This is a genomic window from Actinacidiphila yeochonensis CN732, assembly GCF_000745345.1.
Taxonomy (GTDB): Bacteria; Actinomycetota; Actinomycetes; order Streptomycetales; family Streptomycetaceae; genus Actinacidiphila; species Actinacidiphila yeochonensis.
The window spans coordinates 722,574-742,036 of the sequence record NZ_JQNR01000005.1 but is presented as its reverse complement, the minus strand read 5'-3'; the positions used below and the strand labels follow the sequence as shown (position 1 = coordinate 742,036).

Below are 19,463 nucleotides of genomic sequence, written 5' to 3'. Positions count from 1 at the left end.
GCGCCTTTGCGTCAGGGGCTTCGTCTATTCCGGGGCAGGGTCGACGGCTCTCTGCACGTTGGACATGCCCCGCCCGGAAGGGGTGTACGCCTGTGCCCGCACTTGTGGTGCTCGGCGCTCAATGGGGCGACGAGGGCAAGGGGAAGGCCACCGACCTGCTCGGCGGGTCAGTGGACTACGTGGTGCGTTACCAGGGCGGCAACAACGCCGGCCACACCGTGGTCGTCGGCGACCAGAAGTACGCACTGCACCTCCTCCCCTCCGGAATCCTGTCACCGGACTGTGTTCCCGTGATCGGCAACGGTGTCGTCGTCGACCCCGCGGTCCTGCTGTCCGAACTGAGCGGACTCAACGAACGAGGCGTCGACACCTCGAAGCTGCTGGTCAGCGGCAACGCCCATCTGATCACGCCGTACCACCAGACCATCGACAAGGTCACCGAGCGGTTCCTCGGCAGCCGGCGGATCGGCACCACCGGGCGCGGTATCGGCCCGGCCTACGCCGACAAGATCAACCGGGTCGGCGTGCGTGTGCAGGACCTGTTCGACGAATCGATCCTCCGGCAGAAGATCGAGGCGGCGCTCCAGGACAAGAACCAGATCCTGGTGAAGATCTTCAACCGGCGGGCGATCACCACCGACCAGGTGGTCGAGGAGTACCTGAAGTACGCCGAGCAGATCAAGCCCTTCGTCACCGACACCACGCTGGTGCTGAACAACGCGCTGGACGAGGGCAAGGTCGTGCTCATGGAGGGCGGCCAGGGCACGCTCCTCGACGTCGACCACGGCACGTACCCCTTCGTCACCTCGTCCAACCCGACCTCCGGCGGGGCCTGCACCGGCAGCGGCGTCGGCCCGACCAAGATCACCCGGGTGATCGGCATCCTCAAGGCGTACACAACGCGTGTGGGCGCCGGACCGTTCCCCACCGAGCTGTTCGACGAGGACGGCCAGAAGCTGCGCACCATCGGCGGCGAGTACGGCGTCACCACCGGCCGCGACCGCCGCTGCGGCTGGTTCGACGCGGTCATCGCCCGCTACGCCACCCGGGTCAACGGCCTGACCGACTTCTTCCTCACCAAGCTCGACGTGCTCACCGGCTGGGAGCAGATCCCGGTCTGCACCGCGTACGAGGTCGACGGCCGCCGGGTCGAGGAACTGCCGTACAGCCAGACCGACTTCCACCACGCCAAGCCGGTCTACGAGTACCTGCCCGGCTGGACGGAGGACATCTCGAAGGCCAAGTCCCTCGCGGACCTGCCGAAGAACGCGCGGGCCTACGTGAAGGCGCTGGAGGAGATGTCGGGCGCGCCGATCTCCGCGATCGGTGTCGGCCCGGGGCGGTACGAGACGATCGAGATCAACCCCTTCGTCTGAGCCGTCTGAGCCGTCTGAGCCGGCTGAACCGGCTGAGCCGGCCGGTCGCCTGCTCCGTCCGGTCCGCCGGGCCCGGCCGCTCCCCTCGTACGGGGCGTGGCCGGGCCCGGCGGCGTTTCGGCGGCCGGGCCCGTGCGCGGGCGGGGCCGGTGGGTCAGCCGACCCGGGTGTACGTCAGCGGCGCCTTGCCGTCCTCGGTGTCCCGGCGCAGGTGGCCGGAGTCGAGCAGGTCCAGCGTGGTCGGGGCGCCGGGCGAGCAGGACGAGACGGGGTCGCCGCTCACCACCGACGAGGAGCTGAGCGCGACCGGCGGCCCGAGCGAGGTCACCCGCATCCGCCACGCGCAGACGTACGCCGTGCCGGTGCCGGTCAGCCGGACGTCGCCGTCGCCGTCGATGGTCAGCGTCCGGACGTTGGTGCCGGCGGTGCCGTCCGTCCCGGCCGCGGGGACGGTGCTGAACGAGGTGCGCCACGTCCCCACCAGGTCGGCGGGCACGGCGGCGTCCGACGGGCCGGCCGAGGCGCCCGGCGCCGAGGTCGGCGAGGTGTCCGACGAGGCGGCGGCCGAGGCGCGCGAGGGCGCGGCGGTGCCCGGCCCGGTGGCGCCCGCGGCCGGGCGGCCGCCGCTTCCGCGCCCGTGGACGGCGACGTACGCCGCCGTCCCGCCCGCGACCACGGCGAGCACGGCCAGTCCGGCGACCAGGGCCCGGCGCCGCCCGGGCGCGCGGGCCTCGCGGGCCGGTCGGGGCGGCGTCACGGCAGTGGCGGCAGTGGCGGCAGTGGCGGCGCGGTCCGACGGCTCCGGAGGCCCTGCGGCTTCCCGGGCTTCCGGGGGTTCCGGGGCAGGGCGCTGCTCGCGCGTGGGCTGCTCGGTCCCCGGCTCCGGAGCCGACTCCGCCTCGGCCTCCAGTTCCAGCAGCCGTGCCGCGTGCCGGCCGAGCCGCGCCACGATCGCGGCCGGCAGCCACGGCTCGCCGCCCTCCTGCGGCAGCGGCCCGATCAGCGCGTGCACCTCCTCCAGGGAGGGACGGCCGGCCGGGGCCTTGACGAGGCAGGCGGTCACCAGCGCGCGCAGGCCCTCGGGCACCGGCTCCAGGTCCGGCGGCTCCTGCGCGATCCGGTACAGCTGGGAGTGCACGCCGCTTCCCTCCGAGCCGAAGGGCGGCCGGCCCGCCGCCGCGTAGGCGAGCACCAGGCCGAGGCAGAAGACGTCGCACGCCGGGGTGACGGGCTCGCCGCGCACCTGCTCGGGGGCCATGAACCCGGGCGAGCCGACCAGCGCGCCGGTCGCGGTGAGCGTGCCCTCGGCCGTCGTCTCCAGCGCGCGGACGATGCCGAAGTCGATCACCCGCGGGCCGTCGATGGTGATCATCACGTTCGAGGGCTTCAGGTCGCGGTGCACCAGCTCCGCGCCGTGGACGTCGGCGAGGGCGCGGGCGAGGCCGTCCGCCAGCACCCGGACCGCGGGCTCCGGCAGCGGGCCGTACTCCTTGACGATCTGCCGCAGCGACAGTCCGGGCACGTAGCCGGTGGCCACCCACGGCAGGTCCGCCTCGGTGTCGGAGTCCAGGACCGGCGCCGTCCACCGGCCGCCGACCCGCCGCGCCGCGCGGACCTCGCGGCGGAAGCGGTCGCGGAACTCTCCGCCCTCGGCGAGGTCCGGCCGGACCAGCTTCACCGCGACCGTCCGCCCCCGGCCCGACCGGGCGAGGTAGACCCGCCCCATGCCGCCGGCGCCGAGCCGGCCCAGCAGCCGGTACCCGCCGATCCACCGCGGGTCGTCGTCCCTCAACCCGTCCAGGCCCGCCCCGCGTCCCGTGCCGTACCGGGCCACGCCCGCGCTCGCGCCCCCGTCGGCGTCCCCGTTCACGTCCGTCACCGCCCCGCACCGCCCCGTCCGCGCGCCGCCGACGCCCTTTCGGCGTCCGCGTCCGCCGCCGTCCAGCCTGTCCCGCCCGTCCGGCCCGCCGGTGCGGCCCGAGCCGCCGTCGGCCGCCCGTCCGGCCACCGGCCGACTGTCCGCACGACTGCCTGCGCGAAGAATATGCGCACAGGCATCCGGGCGTACCGGCCGCGCCCCGGCTCTGCCCCGCCCGCCCGGTTCGCTCCTCCGGCGGAGCCGGAAGCGGAAGCGGACGCGGGGACCACACGGCGGGGGGAGGACGGCGCGGGAGCACCGGCGCCGGCGGCCCCCGGGGCAGTCCCGGAGCCCGTGGCGCGACCCCGTCCAGCAGCCGCCCGACCCCTCCTGCGTGCGCACGAGGGCGCGGACCTCGCCTATCGTGTGGCGGAGCCGCGGCGGACAGCGGCGGCCCGGGGCGGGCCCCGCCCCGGGGCTCCCGCCGGGCGTCGGAACCGATAACTGGAGGCAGGCCGGATGCGGGACGGCGACGAGCCGCTGGTACGGCGCAGCAGCCTGCGCCAGCAGATCGCCGACGCCCTGCGCGACGAGATCCTGACGGGGCGGATGCAGGCCGGACGGCACTTCACCGTCCGTCAGATAGCGGAGACCTACGGCGTTTCCGCGACGCCCGTCCGGGAAGCGCTGGTCGACCTCTCGGCCCAGGGGCTGTTGGAGGTCGAGCAGCACCGCGGCTTCCAGGTACGGCGGTTCACCGCGGCGGACTTCCACTCGCTCTCGGAGGCGCGCGCCCTCGTCGTCGAGGCGTCCTTCAACCGCATGCGGGAGCAGGGGATCTGCCCCCTGCCGGCGGAGGGCCTCGCCTCCGTACGGCGCCGGGCCGAGGCGGCGGCGCGGGCCGCCCGGGTCGGGGACCTCGACGTACTGGTCGGCTGCGACCTGCGGTTCTGGCGGGAGTTGGCCGGGTTCGGCGGCAACCCGCACCTCGTGGAGTTCCTGGACCGGGTGCGCACCCAGGCGTGGATCTACGCCGTCCCGCACCTGCGCGCGCTGCCGGACCTGACGGACCTGTGCTGGTCGGAGCACGTGGCGCTGGTCGACGCCGTGGCCGCCTGCGACACCGCCGGCACCCTGCGGCTGACCCGCGCCAGCACCGCCCACACCCGGGCCCTGGTGGAGCGGCTGGCTCCGGCCCGCCCCTGAACCGGCGGTCGGCCCCGGCCTCTCCGGGTGCCCGCCGGAAGCCCGGCGCCCGCTGGTGCGGCGCCCGCTGATTCCGGGCGTGTCGGGGCGGGCAGGGGACTACTAGGGTCTGTGGCACGGACTCCGCGCCGCGGAACCCCGTGGAGGGGAGCCCCGTGCCGCGGAGCCTCGCGCCGCGGAACCCCGCGCCAAGGGCCTCGTGCCACGGGCCCGAGGCCGATCGCCCACGAACGGATGGAGTGCAGGTGGCTTGTGACGTGTGGCTGGTGCCGCTCGTGGACGTGCTCTGCCACAGCCCGGAAAACCCCTTCGCCGAGGAACTGGCCCGCTACGACCAGGTGTTGACCGAGGCCGGCCAGCCGCCCGTACCCGTCTTCAGCTACATGCCGGGGCTGTCCGGCGACGTGGCGCCGGTGGCGTGCTTCGACTACGACGCCCTGCACTTCCTGCGCCGCGCCTACCTGCTCGCCCTGCAACAGCTGGAGGTGACCCCGGTCGACGCCCTCGGCGGCGACTACGAGCAGCTGCTGGAGATGTTCGAGGGCACCGCCCAGTCCTCGCACCTGGTGTGGCACTACGACCACGCCGGCGCCTACGTGCCGCTGGACTTCCCGCACCCGGTGGCCAACGACGAGCTGATGTCCGGGGGCGGGCCGTTGGGCTCCAGCCACGGGCTGCTGCGCGAGCTGGAGTTCGTCGCCCCCGTGATCGGTATCAACCCGGCCAACCCGCCCGCGCCGCCGCCCCCGCCGTCCCGGCACACCAGCCTGGAGGAGCCCGCCCTGGCGCCCGCGCTCACCGGGCCGTTCGCCCGCGAGCACCACGTCTGGCTTGCCCTGCACGCCGCCGCCACCCGCTCGCTCGGCCAGGGCTCCATGATCGTGTTCAGCTGACGGACGGCTGCCCCCCGGCGCCGCCCCGACCCGGCTCGCCCCTGGCCTGTCCGACCCCTGGCTGTCCAACCCCCGGCCCGGCTCACCCCGGCCCCGCGCGTCCTCCGGCCCGGTGCGTCCCGGGACGTTCGACGCCGTGCCCGCCGCCGGTCGGCGCCGGTCGGCGCCGGTCAGCGCGGTGACTCCGGCGGGCGCTGGCGCGGCATGGTCGGGCGGGCGCCGAACTGCGGCTGGCGCGGTGCGGCAGGGCGGGGTCCCGCCGGGGCGGCGCCTGGGCGCGCAGCGGAGCGGCGGCGGCGCCCGCGCCGAAGCCGGCCATCCAGTCCGAGGTCTCGGCGCGGACCAGGTCCGCCACGTCCTCGCCGAACCGCCGCAGGATGCCGAGGCAGCGCTCGGCCGCCTCGGCGGACGTGCCCTCCGCCGGGCCCAGCACCTCCCGCACACTCTCGGCGGCCCACTCGAACCGCAGCGCCTCGACCCGGCGCAGTACCGCCTGCGCCGCCGCCACGTCCCGCATCCAGCCCGCGGTCAGGCCCAGCGCCCGGTCGAAGGCGACGCAGGCGCCGGCCAGCAGCAGCGCGAGGAAGCCCCAGCCCGCCAGCTGCCCTGCCCCCGCGAGCTGGGCCAGCGGCAGGGCCGCGCCGGCGGTGGCCGAGGCGGCGGCCCCGGCCCGCAGCGCCCGCGCACCCCGGCGCTTGCCCGCGCGGTCCCGCAGGTACCAGTCGGCGGTGCGCAGCGCCTCCTCCTCCGACCAGCGGTACACCTCCGCGAGCAGCGGGGCGGGCCGGGCCCAGTCGCCCAGCGGGAAGGGCAGCGGCCGCAGGTCCGCCGGCTGCCGCCACCCCGGCGGCAGCCCGCGTGGAGGCTCCTCGCGCGGCAGCTCGTCGGGCGGGGAGCCGGGCCCGCGCCGCCTGGACTCCTCCCGCGCGGCGTCCCCCTCGGGGGCTGTCCCGGGCTCGCTCACTCGCCACTCCCTCGCCGTTCCTCCGCCGCCGCGCCGCCGGTTCCGCCGCGCCGTCCCCATGGCGCGCGCCCGGTCCGTTCCCTGACCGGCCCGACCGTCCTGGCCCCCGGACCGTGCTGACCTCCTGGCCGCCCCGCCCCCTGACGGCACAGCCCTGATCCTGAACGCCCCGCCCCGACCCGCGCCCCGCCGTCCGTCCTTCCGACCGAAGACCCTTTCTTACCGCCGAACGGCTGAGCCACAGGGCGTGATGTCCGGAAAAACTCCAGGAAGACCCCGTGTGATCAGGTATAGGAGCTTGACGGAAACCACCCGGACGAGTGACTGCGGCCTGGCCTGCGGCGGCCCACTACCCTGGTGCGCGTGAAGGTCCTTGTCATCGGCGGCGGAGCCCGCGAACACGCCCTGTGCCGTTCCCTGTCCCTCGACCCCGAGGTCACCTCGCTGCACTGCGCTCCCGGAAACGTGGGGATCGCCGATGTGGCCGAGCTGCACCCGGTCGACGCGCTCGACGGCACCGCCGTCGCCGACCTCGCGGAGCGGCTCGGCGCCGACCTCGTCGTGGTCGGCCCGGAGGCGCCGCTGGTGGCCGGGGTCGCCGACGCCGTGCGGTCGCGCGGCATCGACTGCTTCGGCCCGTCCCGGGAGGCCGCCGAGCTGGAGGGCTCGAAGGCGTTCGCCAAGGACGTGATGGCCGCCGCCGGGGTGCCGACCGCCCGGTCGTACGTGTGCGTCACGGCCGCCGAGGTCGACGCGGCGCTCGACGCGTTCGGCGCGCCCTACGTCGTCAAGGACGACGGGCTCGCGGCCGGAAAGGGCGTCGTCGTCACCGGTGACCTGGCGGCGGCGAAGGCGCACGCCCTGGCCTGCATCGGGACCGGGGACGGACGGGTCGTCATCGAGGAGTACCTCGACGGGCCCGAGGTCTCGCTCTTCGCGATCACCGACGGCACCACGGTGGTGCCGCTCCAGCCCGCCCAGGACTTCAAGCGCGCCCTCGACGGCGACCAGGGGCCCAACACCGGCGGCATGGGCGCGTACTCGCCGCTGCCGTGGGCGGACCCGAAGCTGGTCGAGGAGGTCGAGCGGACCGTGCTCCAGCCGACCGTCGACGAGCTGCGCCGCCGCGGCACCCCCTTCTCCGGCCTGCTCTACGCCGGCCTGGCGATCACCTCGCGCGGCGTGCGGGTGATCGAGTTCAACGCCCGCTTCGGCGACCCCGAGACCCAGGTCGTGCTGGCCCGGCTGCGCACCCCGCTGGCCGGGCTGCTGCGGGCCGCCGCCACCGGCCAGCTCGCCGGCCACCCGGCGCCGCGGTGGAGCGACGGCGCGGCGGTCACCGTCGTCATCGCGTCGTACAACTACCCGGACGCCCCGCGTACAGGGGACCCGATCACCGGGCTGGACGAGGTGGCCGAGAAGGACGAGCGCGCCTACGTCCTGCACGCGGGGACGCGCGGCGACGACGCCGGGCGGATCGTGACGGCCGGCGGACGGGTGCTGTCGGTGACGGCCACCGGCTCCACCCTGGCCAAGGCCCGCGAGCGCGCCTACCGCGCCGTGGACCGGATCGGCCTGGACGGCGGCCACCACCGCACCGACATCGCCGCCGAGGCCGCCCGCGTCTGACGGCCCCCGCCGCCGCTGCCCGAACGGCCCCGTCCCCGACGTCCACCCCGCCCGCCCGCGGGGACACGCCGGTGCGGGGCCGTCGGTGTTCCCGGCCCCTGTCCGGAGTGCCCGGAGCCCGTCGGCGTTCCCGGCCACCGTTCGGAGTGCCCGGCCCCCGTCCGGCGTACCCGCCGCCCGCTCACCGGGCGCGGGGCCGGAGCCGCCGCCGGATGGCCGCCGCCGTGCCGCGGCGCCGCCGTCCCGAAGTGCCCGGAGCAGGTCGCGACCGGTCGGGTCCGGGGCCGCCCGTGATCGCGTCCGGGCACGGACGGACGAGACCGGGCGCGCGGGTGCTTCCGCCGGAAACGCCACTCCAAGGAGTGATGCCTCGGCCATACGGCTGACTCGCCGCGAGGGCCCAACTAGGGTGCCCGGGAAGCGCACCGCGGGGCGTTGCGGCAATCAGCCGTACGGCATTGCGATGTCCGTGGCCGGTGCGAAAGTGGGGGAGAGGCCGCCGCAGGGGCGGCCGCCACGAGCGCAGGGGGTGCCCGCCGATGGCCGGAGAGCTCGGTGAGGCCGTCGCGCGCACCCGTGCCGCGGCGGTGCTGCGGGTGCGCGGCTCCGCGGTGGCGCTGGCGCTGCTGCCGGCCGCGGCGGCCGTGGTGCTGCACGCGGGCCGGGCCACCGGGCGCTGGCAGGGCCAGGTCTGGGACGGCGTGCGCTGGGGGGTGTCCGGCGCGGCCCTCGTCGTGCTGGCCGTCGCCGCCGGGGTGGCCGCGGTGGTGGCCCGGGCCCGGCCCGCGGTCAGCCCGACGGTCCGGGTCGCCGAGTCCTCCGCGCCCGACCTCTACCTGATGGTCCGCGACCTCGCCGACCGCCTCCAGGTGCCCGCGCCCTCGGCGATAGAGCTCACCCCCGACTGCGACAGCTGGCTGGAGCAGCGCGCACCCGCCCACCCGCGCGGCGGCCCGGACGTCGCGCCGGTGCTGGTGATCGGCTCGCCGTTCCTGTGGTGGATGCGGGTGCCGGAGCTGCGCGCCCTGCTCGCCCCCGTCGTCGCCGGCACCGCCCCGGCGGCCGACCCCGGCATAGCCGCCGCCCGCCGCTTCGTGCGCGGGCTGGACGCCGCGGCGGCCGTCGCCGCGCGGCGCACCCCGAGCGCCCCCGGCGCCCGCCCCGAGGCGCGGGCGTCGCGGGTCGGCCGGGCGCTGCTGCGCCCCGGGTACGCCGTCCTCGGCGCGGCCACCCGGCTGATGCTGAGCGGCTGCCGGGCGCCCGCCGCCGAGATGGAGCGGGGCGTGGCCGCCTCCGCGTCGGAGCGGGCGCAGGCGGTCGACTACGGGCTGCGGATCGTCGCGCAGGAGCAGGTCGGCCTCGCCTACGCGGGCTGGGACCGGCTGCTCACCCGGGTCGCGCTGCCCGCCTGGCGGCTGGGCCGCTGGCCCTCGCGGCTGGACGCCGGGGTGGTGGCCGCGCTGACCGAGCTGTCCCGCCGGGACCGGCTCGCCGAGGGCTTCGAGTCCCGGCTGGGCGAGCGCCCCGCCTGCGACCTGCTGGAGGAGCCCGGCACGATCGACGAGGCGGTGTCCCTGCTGGCCGCCCGGATCTTCCACGGCGGCCCGGCCCGGCAGGCCCCCGGCTGGCAGCCCGTCGCCTGGGCGGCCTACCCCGAGGAGGTCGTCGACCGGCTCTGGCGCACCGACGCCGCCCGCCTGGTACGGCTGCTGGACGAGGTACGCCCGCAGGCACCCGGTTCCGGCATCGCGGCCGACGCCCCCGAGGGCGGAGGCGAACGGCTCGGCTGGGGATGCGCGCCCGGCGCCGGGGCGGGACGCGGCGGCCGGCTGCTCCTCGGCGGCCCGGCCGCCGGGGCCCGGCTCCGCGAGGAGACCGGTGGCGCCACCCTCGGCAGGGTCCTGGACCAGCTGGCGGCGGGCGGCGCCGAGGAGCTGGCCGGGCGGATCGCCGCGCTGACGGCCCGCGAGGAGGCGGCCCGGCTGGCCGCCGCCGAGCCGGTCGGCCTGGGGGAGATACCGCCGCTGCTGCCGCCGCGCACCGGCCGGGAGCTGCTGGCCGACCACGTGGTGGCCGTGGTCTGCTGCGCCGCCGTCGACACCGCCGGTGCCACCGCCGGCATGGACTGGCTCGACGGCCCGGTCCTGCTCCTGGACGGCGCCCGCTGCGGCGACCTGTCGGCCCTCGTGCTGCGCCTGACGGAGGAAGGGGACCCGACTCCGCTGCGCCGCCGCCTCGTCGAGCTGGGCGTCCGCGCCGAAAAACCCCTCCGCCTGGCCTGAGGCCGGACCCGCGCGCCGCGCCGCCTTCGGCCGGTGGCCCGCGCGCCCCTTCCGCGGTCCGCGCCCCCGCTCCATCCCGGGTATCCCGCGACCCTTCCGTGCGCATGCCGCACACGCCGCACACATGCCCGCTCCGTCCCCTCGCGCCGTGCGCCGCCGCCCGGAAGCGGAGCCCCGCCCGGGCCCGGAGACGGGCGCCGACCCAGGAGCGCGCGGGCGCACACGGCTCCGCGGGACCGGGGCAAGGGTGCGGACAAGGGTACGAGGGGTCGCCCCCGAGGAGGTTCGGCTCCAGGGCCGCCGCGGGCCGTCCGGCCGACCCGCGGTGGCACCGCGCCGGAGTCGCCGCGACCGGGCGGCGGCCCTGGCGGGTGGGCCCGTCCGGCCCGCGCGGAGCCGGCCCCGGCGCCCGTCCGGTCCCGCACCGCAAGCCTCCTGCCAGCGAGAACGCCCGACCGGGGCAGGGCCGGAGCACCTCGCCGGCCACCCCGGGCGCACCCGCCGGCCGTGCCACCGCGCCGCACCGGACCGCGGCGGCGCGGGCGCGCGCCGCCCTGCGGGGGAATGGGCCCGCACCCGCGCACATCGGGCGGTGCCGGAGAGAAACGGAGGCAAGCCGTACGAAACATGACGGGGGCGGAGCTTTCTGTGATGTGCTGGCGCCAGGAGGCCGCGTCGTCGCTTCGAGGGCGCGGACGCGGGGTGTTGAGGGAGGCCGATGGGCATGGGGGAAGTCCGGCGGTGGGAGTCGGGCGCGCTGGCGCACGGGGTGTCCGACCCGTTCGGCCAGGGGCCTCTGCCGTGGATGCGCGGCGAGCCCCAATACCTCGACGACGACGGGCAGGTCGTGCCCTGGTACGTCGACCTCACCGCGAGCACCGGCGAACCGCCGCGCCGCTCGCACCTGCCCGGCCCGCAGCCCGCCGACGACGTGCACCGGCAGATCAAGGGGTTCGCGGCGGGCGGCGCCGTGGCGCCGGGCGATGCGATCGACTTCCGGATCACCGTCGACCCGCCGCAGGAGTACACCGTCGACGTCTACCGGATCGGCCACTACGCGGGTGACGGGGCCGCGCAGGTCAGCGCGAGCCCGCGGCTGTCCGGCATCGCCCAGCCCGCGCCGCTGGCGGCCGGCCGCACCGTCTCCTGCCACCACTGGTGGCAGTCGTGGCGGCTCCAGGTCCCCCCGTACTGGAAGGCCGGCGCGTACGTGGCCGTGCTCACCACCGTCGACGGCTACCGCAGCCACGTCCCGTTCACCGTGCGCGACCTGGAGGCCAGCGCCGACCTGCTGCTCCTGCTGCCCGACATCACCTGGCAGGCGTACAACCTCTATCCGGAGGACGGCCGCACCGGCGCCAGCCTCTACCACGCCTGGAACGACGAGGGCGGGCTCCTCGGCGAGGAGGAGGCGGCCACCACCGTCTCCTTCGACCGCCCCTACGCCGGCGCGGGGCTGCCGCTGCACATCGGGCACGCCTACGACTTCGTCCGCTTCGCCGAGCGGTACGGCTACGACCTCGCCTACGCCGACGCGCGCGACCTGCACGCCGGCCGGGTGGACCCGACCCGCTACCGGGGCCTGGTCTTCCCCGGCCACGACGAGTACTGGTCGGTGCCGATGCGGCGGGCGGTGGAGCGGGCCCGGGAGGCCGGCACCTCGCTGGTCTTCCTCTCCGCCAACACCATGTACTGGCAGGTGGCGCTGGCCCCCTCGCCCTCCGGCGACCCGGACCGGCTGCTGGGCTGCCGCAAGCGCCGCCCCGAGGGCGGCCAGGGCGAGGCGCCGAAGGGCCGCAGCGCGCTGTGGCGGGACCAGGGCGAGCCGGAGCAGCTGATGCTGGGCGTGCAGTACGCCGGGCGGGTGGCGCAGCCGTCCCCGCTGGTGGTGCGGAACGCCGGCCACTGGCTGTGGGAGGCCACCGGCGCCGGCGAGGGCGACGAGATCCCCGGCCTGGTCGCGGGCGAGGCCGACCACTACTTCCCGCGCACCCCGCTGCCGGAGAGCACCGAGCGCATCCTGCTGGCCCACTCCCCGTACCCGGCGGGCGACGGCCGGACCGGCCACCAGGAGACCTCGCTGTACCGGGCGCCCAGCGGGGCGTGGGTCTTCGCCTCGGGCACCTTCGCCTGGTCGCCCGCGCTGGACCGGCCCGGCCACGTGGACGCCCGTGTCCAGCGGGCCACCGCCAATCTGCTGGACCGTATCTGCAAGCGGGACTGAAGCGGGCCGGGCCGGAGGCGGGCGGTACCGGAGGCGGTACCGGAGGCGGTACCGGAGACAGCGCTGGAGGCGGTGCCGGAGACAGCGGCGCCTCCCGGGAACGCGCCCGGCCAGGCCCGTTGCGCGCCCGCACGCCGTCGTACGGGAGAATCGGTGGCTGAACCACCGAGTGGGGAGGACCACCCATGTCCGGATTCGTCGAGAAGCCCGAGCCCGTCCAGGTGCCCGGTCTCGTCCATCTGCACACCGGCAAGGTGCGCGACCTGTACCGGAACGAGCGCGGCGAGCTGGTGATGGTGGCCAGCGACCGGATCTCCGCGCACGACTGGGTGCTGCCGACGGAGATCCCGGACAAGGGCCGGCTGCTGACGCAGCTGTCGCTGTGGTGGTTCGACCTGATCGCCGACCTGGTCCCCAACCACGTGCTGTCCGCCGAGGTGCCCGAGGGCGCGCCCGCGGACTGGGCCGGCCGCACCACGGTGTGCCGGCGGCTGCGGATGGTGCCGGTGGAGGCGGTGGCGCGCGGCTACCTGACCGGCTCCGGGCTGACCGAGTACGAGAACGACCGCACCGTCTGCGGGCTGGCGCTCCCCGAGGGCCTGGTCGACGGCTCCGAGCTGCCCACGCCGCTGTTCACCCCGGCCACCAAGGCCGAGGTCGGCGAGCACGACGAGAACGTCTCGTACGAGGAGGTGGCGCGGCAGGTCGGCGCCGAGACCGCGGCGCTGCTGCGGCAGACCACCCTCGCGGTGTACTCCCGGGCGCGGGACATCGCCCGCGAGCGCGGCATCATCCTCGCCGACACCAAGTTCGAGTTCGGCTACGACGACGAGGGCACCCTGGTCATCGGCGACGAGGTGCTGACCCCCGACTCGTCCCGCTTCTGGCCCGCCGACGCCTGGAAGCCGGGCGGCCGGCAGCCTTCGTACGACAAGCAGACGATCCGCGACTGGCTCACCTCGGACGCCTCCGGCTGGGACCGCCACAGCGAGCAGCCGCCGCCCGCCCTGCCCGAGGAGATCGTGGCGGAGTCCCGGAGCCGCTACATCGAGATCTACGAGCGGCTGACCGGCTCCACCTGGAGCTGACGCCGGGTCCCCTCCGGACGGCCGGCTCCCCCCGGCCGTCCCCTGGTGTCCCCCCGGCCGTCCCTCGGCGTCCGCCCTTACGTCCCCCGGCGTGCCCCCGTACGGACCCGGCGTAGTACCGCGGTACCACCCTTCCGGCGCCTTTCAGCCCCCGGTATGACCGAACCGGGGCGATCCGGACCCTAGCGTTTCCTGTGAAGGCGTCAGAGGTGAAGGCGCCCAGGTCCTGTCCGGGCGAGAGGGACGCGGATGATCGACGCACAAGGGCTGACCAAGAGGTACGGGGAGAAGACGGCCGTCGACGGGCTGGACTTCGTCGTGAAGCCGGGGACGGTGACCGGGTTCCTGGGCCCCAACGGCGCCGGGAAGTCCACGACGATGCGCATGGTCGTCGGCCTCGACGCCCCGACCAGCGGCTCGGTGGCGGTGAACGGCCGCCGCTACGCCGACCACCGGGCACCGCTCCAGGAGGTCGGGGCGCTGCTGGAGGCGAAGTCGGTCCACCCGGGCCGGTCGGCCTACAACCACCTCAGGGCGCTGGCCCTGACCCACGGGATCCCGTCCCGCCGGGTCGACGAGGTCGTGGAGCTGGCCGGGCTGGGCAGCGTCGCGCGCAAGCGGGTGGGCGCCTTCTCCCTCGGCATGGGCCAGCGCCTCGGCATCGCGGCGGCGCTGCTGGGCGACCCGCAGACGGTGATGCTGGACGAGCCGGTCAACGGGCTGGACCCGGAGGGCGTGCTGTGGATCCGCAACCTGCTGACCTCGCTCGCCGAGGAGGGCCGGACGGTCTTCGTCTCCTCGCACCTGATGAGCGAGATGGCGCTGGTGGCCGACCACCTCATCGTCGTCGGGCGCGGGCGGCTGCTGGCCGACACGACCGTCGGCGACCTGGTCCGCGAGGCGGGCGGTGACACCGTGAAGGTGGCGACGAACGACCCCGCGCGGCTGCGGGACGTGCTGGCGGGGCCGGGCGTCGAGGTCACCGGCCGGGTCGGCTCCGAGGAGCTGCGGGTGACCGGGCTGACCGCCCGGGAGGTCGGGCTGCGGGCGGCGGAGCACGGCATCCCGCTGTTCGAGCTGACGGCGCGGACGGTGTCCCTGGAAGAGGCGTTCATGAGCCTGACCAGGGACGCCGTGGAGTACCACGGCACCGCCACGGTGCCGTCCGTGCCCGGCGGGGCCGCCGTGCCCGCCGAGGACGTTGAGACCGTCGAGACCGCAGGGAGGCCGGCATGAGCGCCGTCACCACCGCACCGGCCGCTGAGCGCGCCACCGACCGTCCCGCCTACCGCGTCACCGGGCGGCGGGTACTGGCCTCGGAGTGGGCCAAGCTGTGGTCGCTGCGTTCCACGTGGATCACCCTCGGGCTGGGCCTGCTCTTCCTGATCGCCTTCGGGCTGATCGCGTGCGCCCACTACCGCTCCGGCCTCCACTCCGGGCACCTGGACAGGGACCTCGCCGACTCGTCGGCGGTCAGCCTGTCCCTGTTCGGTGTGAACTTCGCCCAGCTGGCGCTTGGTGTCCTCGGGGTACTGGTGACGGCGGGGGAGTACTCCACCGGGATGATCCGCTCCACGCTGGCGGCCGTCCCGCGCCGGCTGCCCGTGCTGTGGTCGAAGGCGGCCGTGTTCGGGCTGGTCGCGCTGGTGGTCAGCGTCGTCGGGGCCTTCGTCGCCTGCGTGATCGGCAGCCGGATCGTGTCGGGCACGCCCGCGGCCATGGGCCTGGGCCACGCCGGCGTCCTGCGGGCCCTGCTGGGTGCCGGCCTCTACCTCGGCCTGGTCGGGGTGATCGGCGCCGCCCTGGGGTCGCTGCTGCGGTCGGTGGCCGGCGGCATCTCGGTGCTGGTCGCCTCGCTGATGCTGGTGCCGGGGCTGCTGTCGCTGCTCCCCAGCTCCTGGAAGGACGCCGTCAACGGCTACCTGCCGAGCAACGCCGGCGAGTCGATGTTCGCCCTCACCCGCGACGCGCACACGCTGTCGCCCGGTGCCGGGCTGCTGGTCCTGCTCGGCTGGACGGCACTCGCGCTGGCCGGGGCGGCGTACCGCCTCAAGCGCAGCGACGTCTGACGTCCTGCACGATGGACGGGTGACCCCCACCGTGACCTCCACCGACACCACCGCCGGTCCCGCCGTCCCCGGTGGTGTCGGCCGCACCGGGAACGGCCTCGGCGGGGACGACCCCGGCGCGGACGCCATCGGGGTGATGGGGCCGCTGGTCGCCCGCCTGTCGCGGGCCGGCCAGCGGCTCCGGCAGGCCGACGCGGCCCGCCCGTGGGCGCTGGACACCGCGGTGGTGGTGCTCGTCTTCGCGCTGTGCTGCGTGCCGGACCTGATGCACGCCCTCACCTCGGACGGCGACGGCCCGCGCCGGTTCCGGATGGCGTTCACCCGGCTCGCCCCGGCGGGGATGCTGGCGCTCCAGGCGGGCCTGGTGCTGCCCCTGCTGTGGCGGCGGCGCCGGCCCGGCACCGCCTTCGGCGTCATCGCGGCCGCGTTCGTCCTCCAGTGGGCGCTGGGCACGGTGCTCCGTGCCGACCTCGCCCTCTTCGTCGCCCTGTACAGCCTCGCCCTGCACGGGCGGCTGCGGCAGCTGCCGTGGGCCTGCGCGGTGACGGCGGGGGCGATGGGCCTGGTCGCCGTGCGCGCCTCGGCGGAGGTGTCGGTCTCGGACGCGCTGTTCTTCCTGCTCAGCACCGCCACCGCGGCCCTGGCCCTCGGCCTCATGGTGCGGATCCGGCGGGCCCAGCTGGCGGCGCTGCGGGACCGGGCGGCCCGGTTGGAGACCGAGCGCGACCAGCGCAGCCGACTGGCCGCCGCGACCGAACGGACCCGGGTCGCCCGTGAGATGCACGACATCGTCGGCCACAACCTCTCCGTGATGATCACCCTCGCCGACGCCGGCGCCTACGCCATCGAGGCCTCCCCGGAGCGTGGCGGGGAGGCGCTGCGGCTCATCGGCGACACCGGCCGCCAGGCCCTCGGCGAGCTGCGGCGGGTACTGGGCGTGCTGCGGGAGCCCGAGCGGGGCCGCCAGGCCGGGCCGGAGCTGAGCCCGCAGCCGGGCATAGCGGACCTGGGCACCCTGTGCGAGGGGGTGCGGGCGGCCGGCCTCGACGTCGTCTACCGCACCGCCGGGGGTGTGGAGTCCCTCGACGGCGGGGTGCAGTTGACCGTCTACCGGATCGTCCAGGAGGCCCTGACGAACACCCTCAAGCACGCGGGCGGTCCGGCGGAGGGCGGTTCGGCGGACGGCTCGGCGGGCGTCCGGGTGGAGCTGGCGGTCGTGGTGGAGGACACCCGGCTGACCGTCCGGGTCCGGGACAGCGGCTCGGCCGAGCGCTCCGGGCCGGTGAACGAGGAGGGACAGGGACTGGTGGGCATGCGGGAACGGGCGGCGCTCTACGGCGGGACGCTGAGCGCGGGCCCCGCCGTCGGCGGCGGGTGGGCCGTGGAGGCCGTGCTGGACCTCGCCTCGGACGGCGGTGGCCGGTGACCACCGTGCTCATCGTGGACGACCACCCGCTCCAGCGGTACGGCTTCCGCGTCCTGCTGGACTCCGTCCCCGAGACGGAGGTCGTCGGCGAGGCCGCGCACGGCGCGGAGGCGGTCCGCAGGGCCGCCGAACTGCGGCCCGACGTCGTCCTCATGGACGTGCGGATGCCCGGCATGGACGGCATCGAGGCCACCCGCCGGATCGTCGCGGCGGGCGACCGCTCCCGCGTCCTGGTGCTGACCACCTTCGACCTCGACGAGTACGTCCACGCGGCCCTGCGCGCCGGCGCCAGCGGCTTCCTGCTCAAGGACGCCCGTCCCGAGGAGCTCCTCGCCGGAATCCGGGCCGTCGCGGCCGGCGACGCGGTGATCGCCCCGGCGCTCACCCGGCGGCTGCTGGACGAGTACGCCCGGTACGCGCCGCCCCGCCCCGGCGACGACCCCCGGCTGGCCTCCCTCACCGAGCGGGAGCGCGAGATCCTGGTCGCCATAGGCCAGGGCCGCACCAACGGTGAGATCGCCGCCGGGTTCGTGCTGTCGGAGTCCACGGTGAAGACCCATGTGGGCCGGGTCCTGTCCAAGATCGGCGCCCGCGACCGGGTCCAGGCGGTGATCTTCGCCTACGACCTCGGTCTCGCCCGGCCGCGCGCCGACTGACCGCTCCGGTTCCGCTCCGGTTCCGAACCGGGCCCGGAACACGGCGCCGGCGGGGCCCTCGCGGTGTGCGTGGCGGTTCCCGGATACGACGAAGGCCCCGGTCGAGTGACCGGGGCCTTCGTTTGCTGGAGCGGACGACGAGATTCGAACTCGCGACCCTCACCTTGGCAAGGTGATGCTCTACCAACTGAGCCACGTCCGCAGGTGCTGCAGTTACTGTACCCGAAGTCCTGGGCAGGGCGAAAACCGGTAATCCCCGGCGGTGGGCGCCGCACCCGGCCGCCGTCCCGCCGCGCGGGAGGACCCCGGACCGGTCCGGCTCCTCAACGGACCGTTGCTGAACGGCTTCCGGCGTGTTTCCGTTCGACTTCCCGTCGATCCCGGCATGACTTCTGATCGTCTCGCGGCGCGGCTTCGGCCGTTCGGGATCGGGTTCTGATCGAACTCCCCGGCCGGTCTCTGAACGGACTCTGATCGTTCTCTGAACGGGCTCCGGCCGGGCTCGGATCGGGATCGGATCGGGAGGTGATCGGGCAATGACCGCGCGGATGTGATTCCGGACACGCCTCCCCGGTGCGGCGGTTCCCGGATACGACGAAGGCCCCGGTCGAGTGACCGGGGCCTTCGTTTGCTGGAGCGGACGACGAGATTCGAACTCGCGACCCTCACCTTGGCAAGGTGATGCTCTACCAACTGAGCCACGTCCGCAGGTGCTGCGACCACTCTACCTGATCCGTCCCGTAGGACGATCGACCCGGAAGGTGATCCGAGCGGGTGACAGGAATTGCACACTGCCCCTCCCCCCTGGAAGGGGGGCGCTCTGCTACTGAGCTACACCCGCATGTACCCCGCCGGCCTGGGGTTTTTGGCCCCCGTGCCGTTGGCGTGCCTTCACACTAGCGGACGCCCCTGGGTGTCTGTCCAATCGACACCCGGGTGCTGCGGCCCGTTCTCCAGGGCGAGTTGGCCGCCGCGGGCCGCCAGGCGCGGTCGGGGCCCGCCGAAGATCGTCCGCGGCTTCCGGCGGCCACCCGGACCCCGCCGAGGATCGACGCGGCTCGGCGTGGCCCGACCGGGCCCGCCCCGACCCGGCGCTGCACGCCGTGGCGGACGTCACGCAGCCGTCCCGCAGGCCCCCGTGCGGGCCGTCCCGCAGGCCCCGCATAGACCGCTCGCATAGGCCGTCACCGGGGCCGCCGTGCCGCGCGTCCGCCCGCGCGGCAGTCGGCCCGGCCGTCAGCCCGCCTTGTTGAACGCCTCGTAGACCTTCTTCGGGATGCGGCCGCGGGCGGGCACCTCGAAGCCGTTCGACTGGGCCCAGGCCCGCACGGTCGCCGGGGTGGGGGCGATCGGGGTGCGCTTGTAGGCGCGGCCGGACAGGGTGCGGCGGCGGCCGGCCTCCACGTAGGGGGCGAGGTCCTTGCGCAGTTTCTCCGCGTTCGCCGACGAAAGGTCGATCTCGTACCACTGGCCGTCGACCCCGAAGGCGATCGTCTCCTCGGCTTCGCCACCGTCGAGATCATCGGCCAGAGTCACCAGCACGCGTTGCGCCATGGGGAATCGGTCCTTTCCTGTGCCATTTAGGCCATCGGCCTGCGGTTGCGACGGGGCCTGCGCCGGCGGTGTCCGGCGCGGGGCGGCGGCCGGTGTCCGGGCGCCGGTAATGGGCGGCGCGGCGGAGATGGCCGGTGCTGCTGATAATTCCCGCGGAACACGCGCGCCAAGCCTCATCGCACGGGGACCCTATGATTTCCGGCGCGGTTTCCCCACTTATTTCGTCAGCCGATATACA

The 19,463-nt window shown here is 75.6% G+C and carries 13 protein-coding genes, 3 tRNA genes and 1 pseudogene; 11 read left to right on the top strand and 6 right to left on the bottom strand.

What is annotated here, in order from left to right; translation table 11 throughout:
• Positions 1 to 92 precede the first annotated feature (92 nt).
• On the top strand, positions 93 to 1,376 hold the full coding sequence (locus BS72_RS15075) for an adenylosuccinate synthase (RefSeq protein ID WP_037911067.1): 1,284 nt from the start codon (positions 93 to 95) through the stop codon (positions 1,374 to 1,376).
• Between the two features lie 154 nt (positions 1,377 to 1,530).
• On the opposite strand, the gene BS72_RS15070 is transcribed toward BS72_RS15075, so the two are convergent.
• Positions 1,531 to 3,255 carry a serine/threonine-protein kinase gene (locus BS72_RS15070; RefSeq protein ID WP_322942258.1) on the bottom strand — a complete coding sequence of 575 codons (1,725 nt, stop codon included), beginning with the start codon at positions 3,253 to 3,255 and terminating at the stop codon, positions 1,531 to 1,533.
• Positions 3,256 to 3,753: 498 nt separating this feature from the next.
• Here BS72_RS15070 and BS72_RS15065 point away from each other — a divergent pair, with 498 nt between their 5' ends.
• Positions 3,754 to 4,440, top strand: a complete 687-nt coding sequence (locus BS72_RS15065; RefSeq protein ID WP_037911064.1) for a GntR family transcriptional regulator — start codon at positions 3,754 to 3,756, stop codon at positions 4,438 to 4,440.
• A gap of 245 nt (positions 4,441 to 4,685) precedes the next feature.
• Positions 4,686 to 5,333: a hypothetical protein gene (locus BS72_RS15060; RefSeq protein WP_037915947.1), complete on the top strand. Its 648-nt coding sequence runs from the start codon at positions 4,686 to 4,688 to the stop codon at positions 5,331 to 5,333.
• Positions 5,334 to 5,503: 170 nt separating this feature from the next.
• On the opposite strand, the pseudogene BS72_RS15055 reads toward BS72_RS15060, so the two are convergent.
• A pseudogene (locus BS72_RS15055) lies at positions 5,504 to 6,297 on the bottom strand (SLATT domain-containing protein).
• Positions 6,298 to 6,660: 363 nt separating this feature from the next.
• On the opposite strand from BS72_RS15055, the gene purD reads away from it, so the two are divergent.
• From purD to BS72_RS15015, 8 genes are all read left to right on the top strand, one after another.
• Positions 6,661 to 7,926 carry a phosphoribosylamine--glycine ligase gene (gene purD, locus BS72_RS15050; RefSeq protein ID WP_037911062.1) on the top strand — a complete coding sequence of 422 codons (1,266 nt, stop codon included), beginning with the start codon at positions 6,661 to 6,663 and terminating at the stop codon, positions 7,924 to 7,926.
• A 539-nt stretch (positions 7,927 to 8,465) separates the two neighbouring features.
• Positions 8,466 to 10,208 (top strand): hypothetical protein, encoded by a 1,743-nt coding sequence (locus BS72_RS15045; RefSeq protein WP_037911060.1) that lies wholly within the window; start codon positions 8,466 to 8,468, stop codon positions 10,206 to 10,208.
• A 718-nt stretch (positions 10,209 to 10,926) separates the two neighbouring features.
• The gene (locus tag BS72_RS15040) at positions 10,927 to 12,432 is read left to right on the top strand and encodes a N,N-dimethylformamidase beta subunit family domain-containing protein (protein WP_037911058.1); all 1,506 of its coding nucleotides are present in this window, start codon (positions 10,927 to 10,929) and stop codon (positions 12,430 to 12,432) included.
• A 185-nt stretch (positions 12,433 to 12,617) separates the two neighbouring features.
• The gene (locus BS72_RS15035) at positions 12,618 to 13,520 is read left to right on the top strand and encodes a phosphoribosylaminoimidazolesuccinocarboxamide synthase (RefSeq protein ID WP_037911056.1); all 903 of its coding nucleotides are present in this window, start codon (positions 12,618 to 12,620) and stop codon (positions 13,518 to 13,520) included.
• 249 nt (positions 13,521 to 13,769) lie between these two features.
• Positions 13,770 to 14,756 carry an ATP-binding cassette domain-containing protein gene (locus tag BS72_RS15030; protein WP_037911053.1) on the top strand — a complete coding sequence of 329 codons (987 nt, stop codon included), beginning with the start codon at positions 13,770 to 13,772 and terminating at the stop codon, positions 14,754 to 14,756.
• Positions 14,753 to 15,589: an ABC transporter permease gene (locus BS72_RS15025; protein WP_037911051.1), complete on the top strand. Its 837-nt coding sequence runs from the start codon at positions 14,753 to 14,755 to the stop codon at positions 15,587 to 15,589. Before BS72_RS15030 ends, BS72_RS15025 begins: the two co-directional genes overlap by 4 nt.
• Before the next feature lie 136 nt (positions 15,590 to 15,725).
• On the top strand, positions 15,726 to 17,015 hold the full coding sequence (locus tag BS72_RS15020; RefSeq protein ID WP_037915945.1) for a sensor histidine kinase: 1,290 nt from the start codon (positions 15,726 to 15,728) through the stop codon (positions 17,013 to 17,015).
• Positions 17,012 to 17,671, top strand: a complete 660-nt coding sequence (locus tag BS72_RS15015; protein ID WP_037911049.1) for a response regulator — start codon at positions 17,012 to 17,014, stop codon at positions 17,669 to 17,671. The genes BS72_RS15020 and BS72_RS15015 overlap by 4 nt, the downstream gene beginning before the upstream one ends.
• 126 nt (positions 17,672 to 17,797) lie before the next feature.
• Here BS72_RS15015 and BS72_RS15010 read toward each other — a convergent pair.
• The 4 genes from BS72_RS15010 to BS72_RS14995 all read right to left on the bottom strand — a co-directional run bounded on the left by BS72_RS15010 (position 17,798) and on the right by BS72_RS14995 (position 19,225).
• A tRNA-Gly gene (locus tag BS72_RS15010) sits at positions 17,798 to 17,873 on the bottom strand.
• Between the two features lie 430 nt (positions 17,874 to 18,303).
• Positions 18,304 to 18,379: transfer RNA gene (locus BS72_RS15005), tRNA-Gly, on the bottom strand.
• A gap of 61 nt (positions 18,380 to 18,440) precedes the next feature.
• A tRNA-Gly gene (locus BS72_RS15000) sits at positions 18,441 to 18,512 on the bottom strand.
• Between the two features lie 395 nt (positions 18,513 to 18,907).
• A complete protein-coding gene (locus BS72_RS14995; protein ID WP_037911046.1) occupies positions 18,908 to 19,225 on the bottom strand; it encodes a histone-like nucleoid-structuring protein Lsr2 in 318 nt (105 codons plus the stop codon).
• Positions 19,226 to 19,463 lie beyond the last annotated feature (238 nt).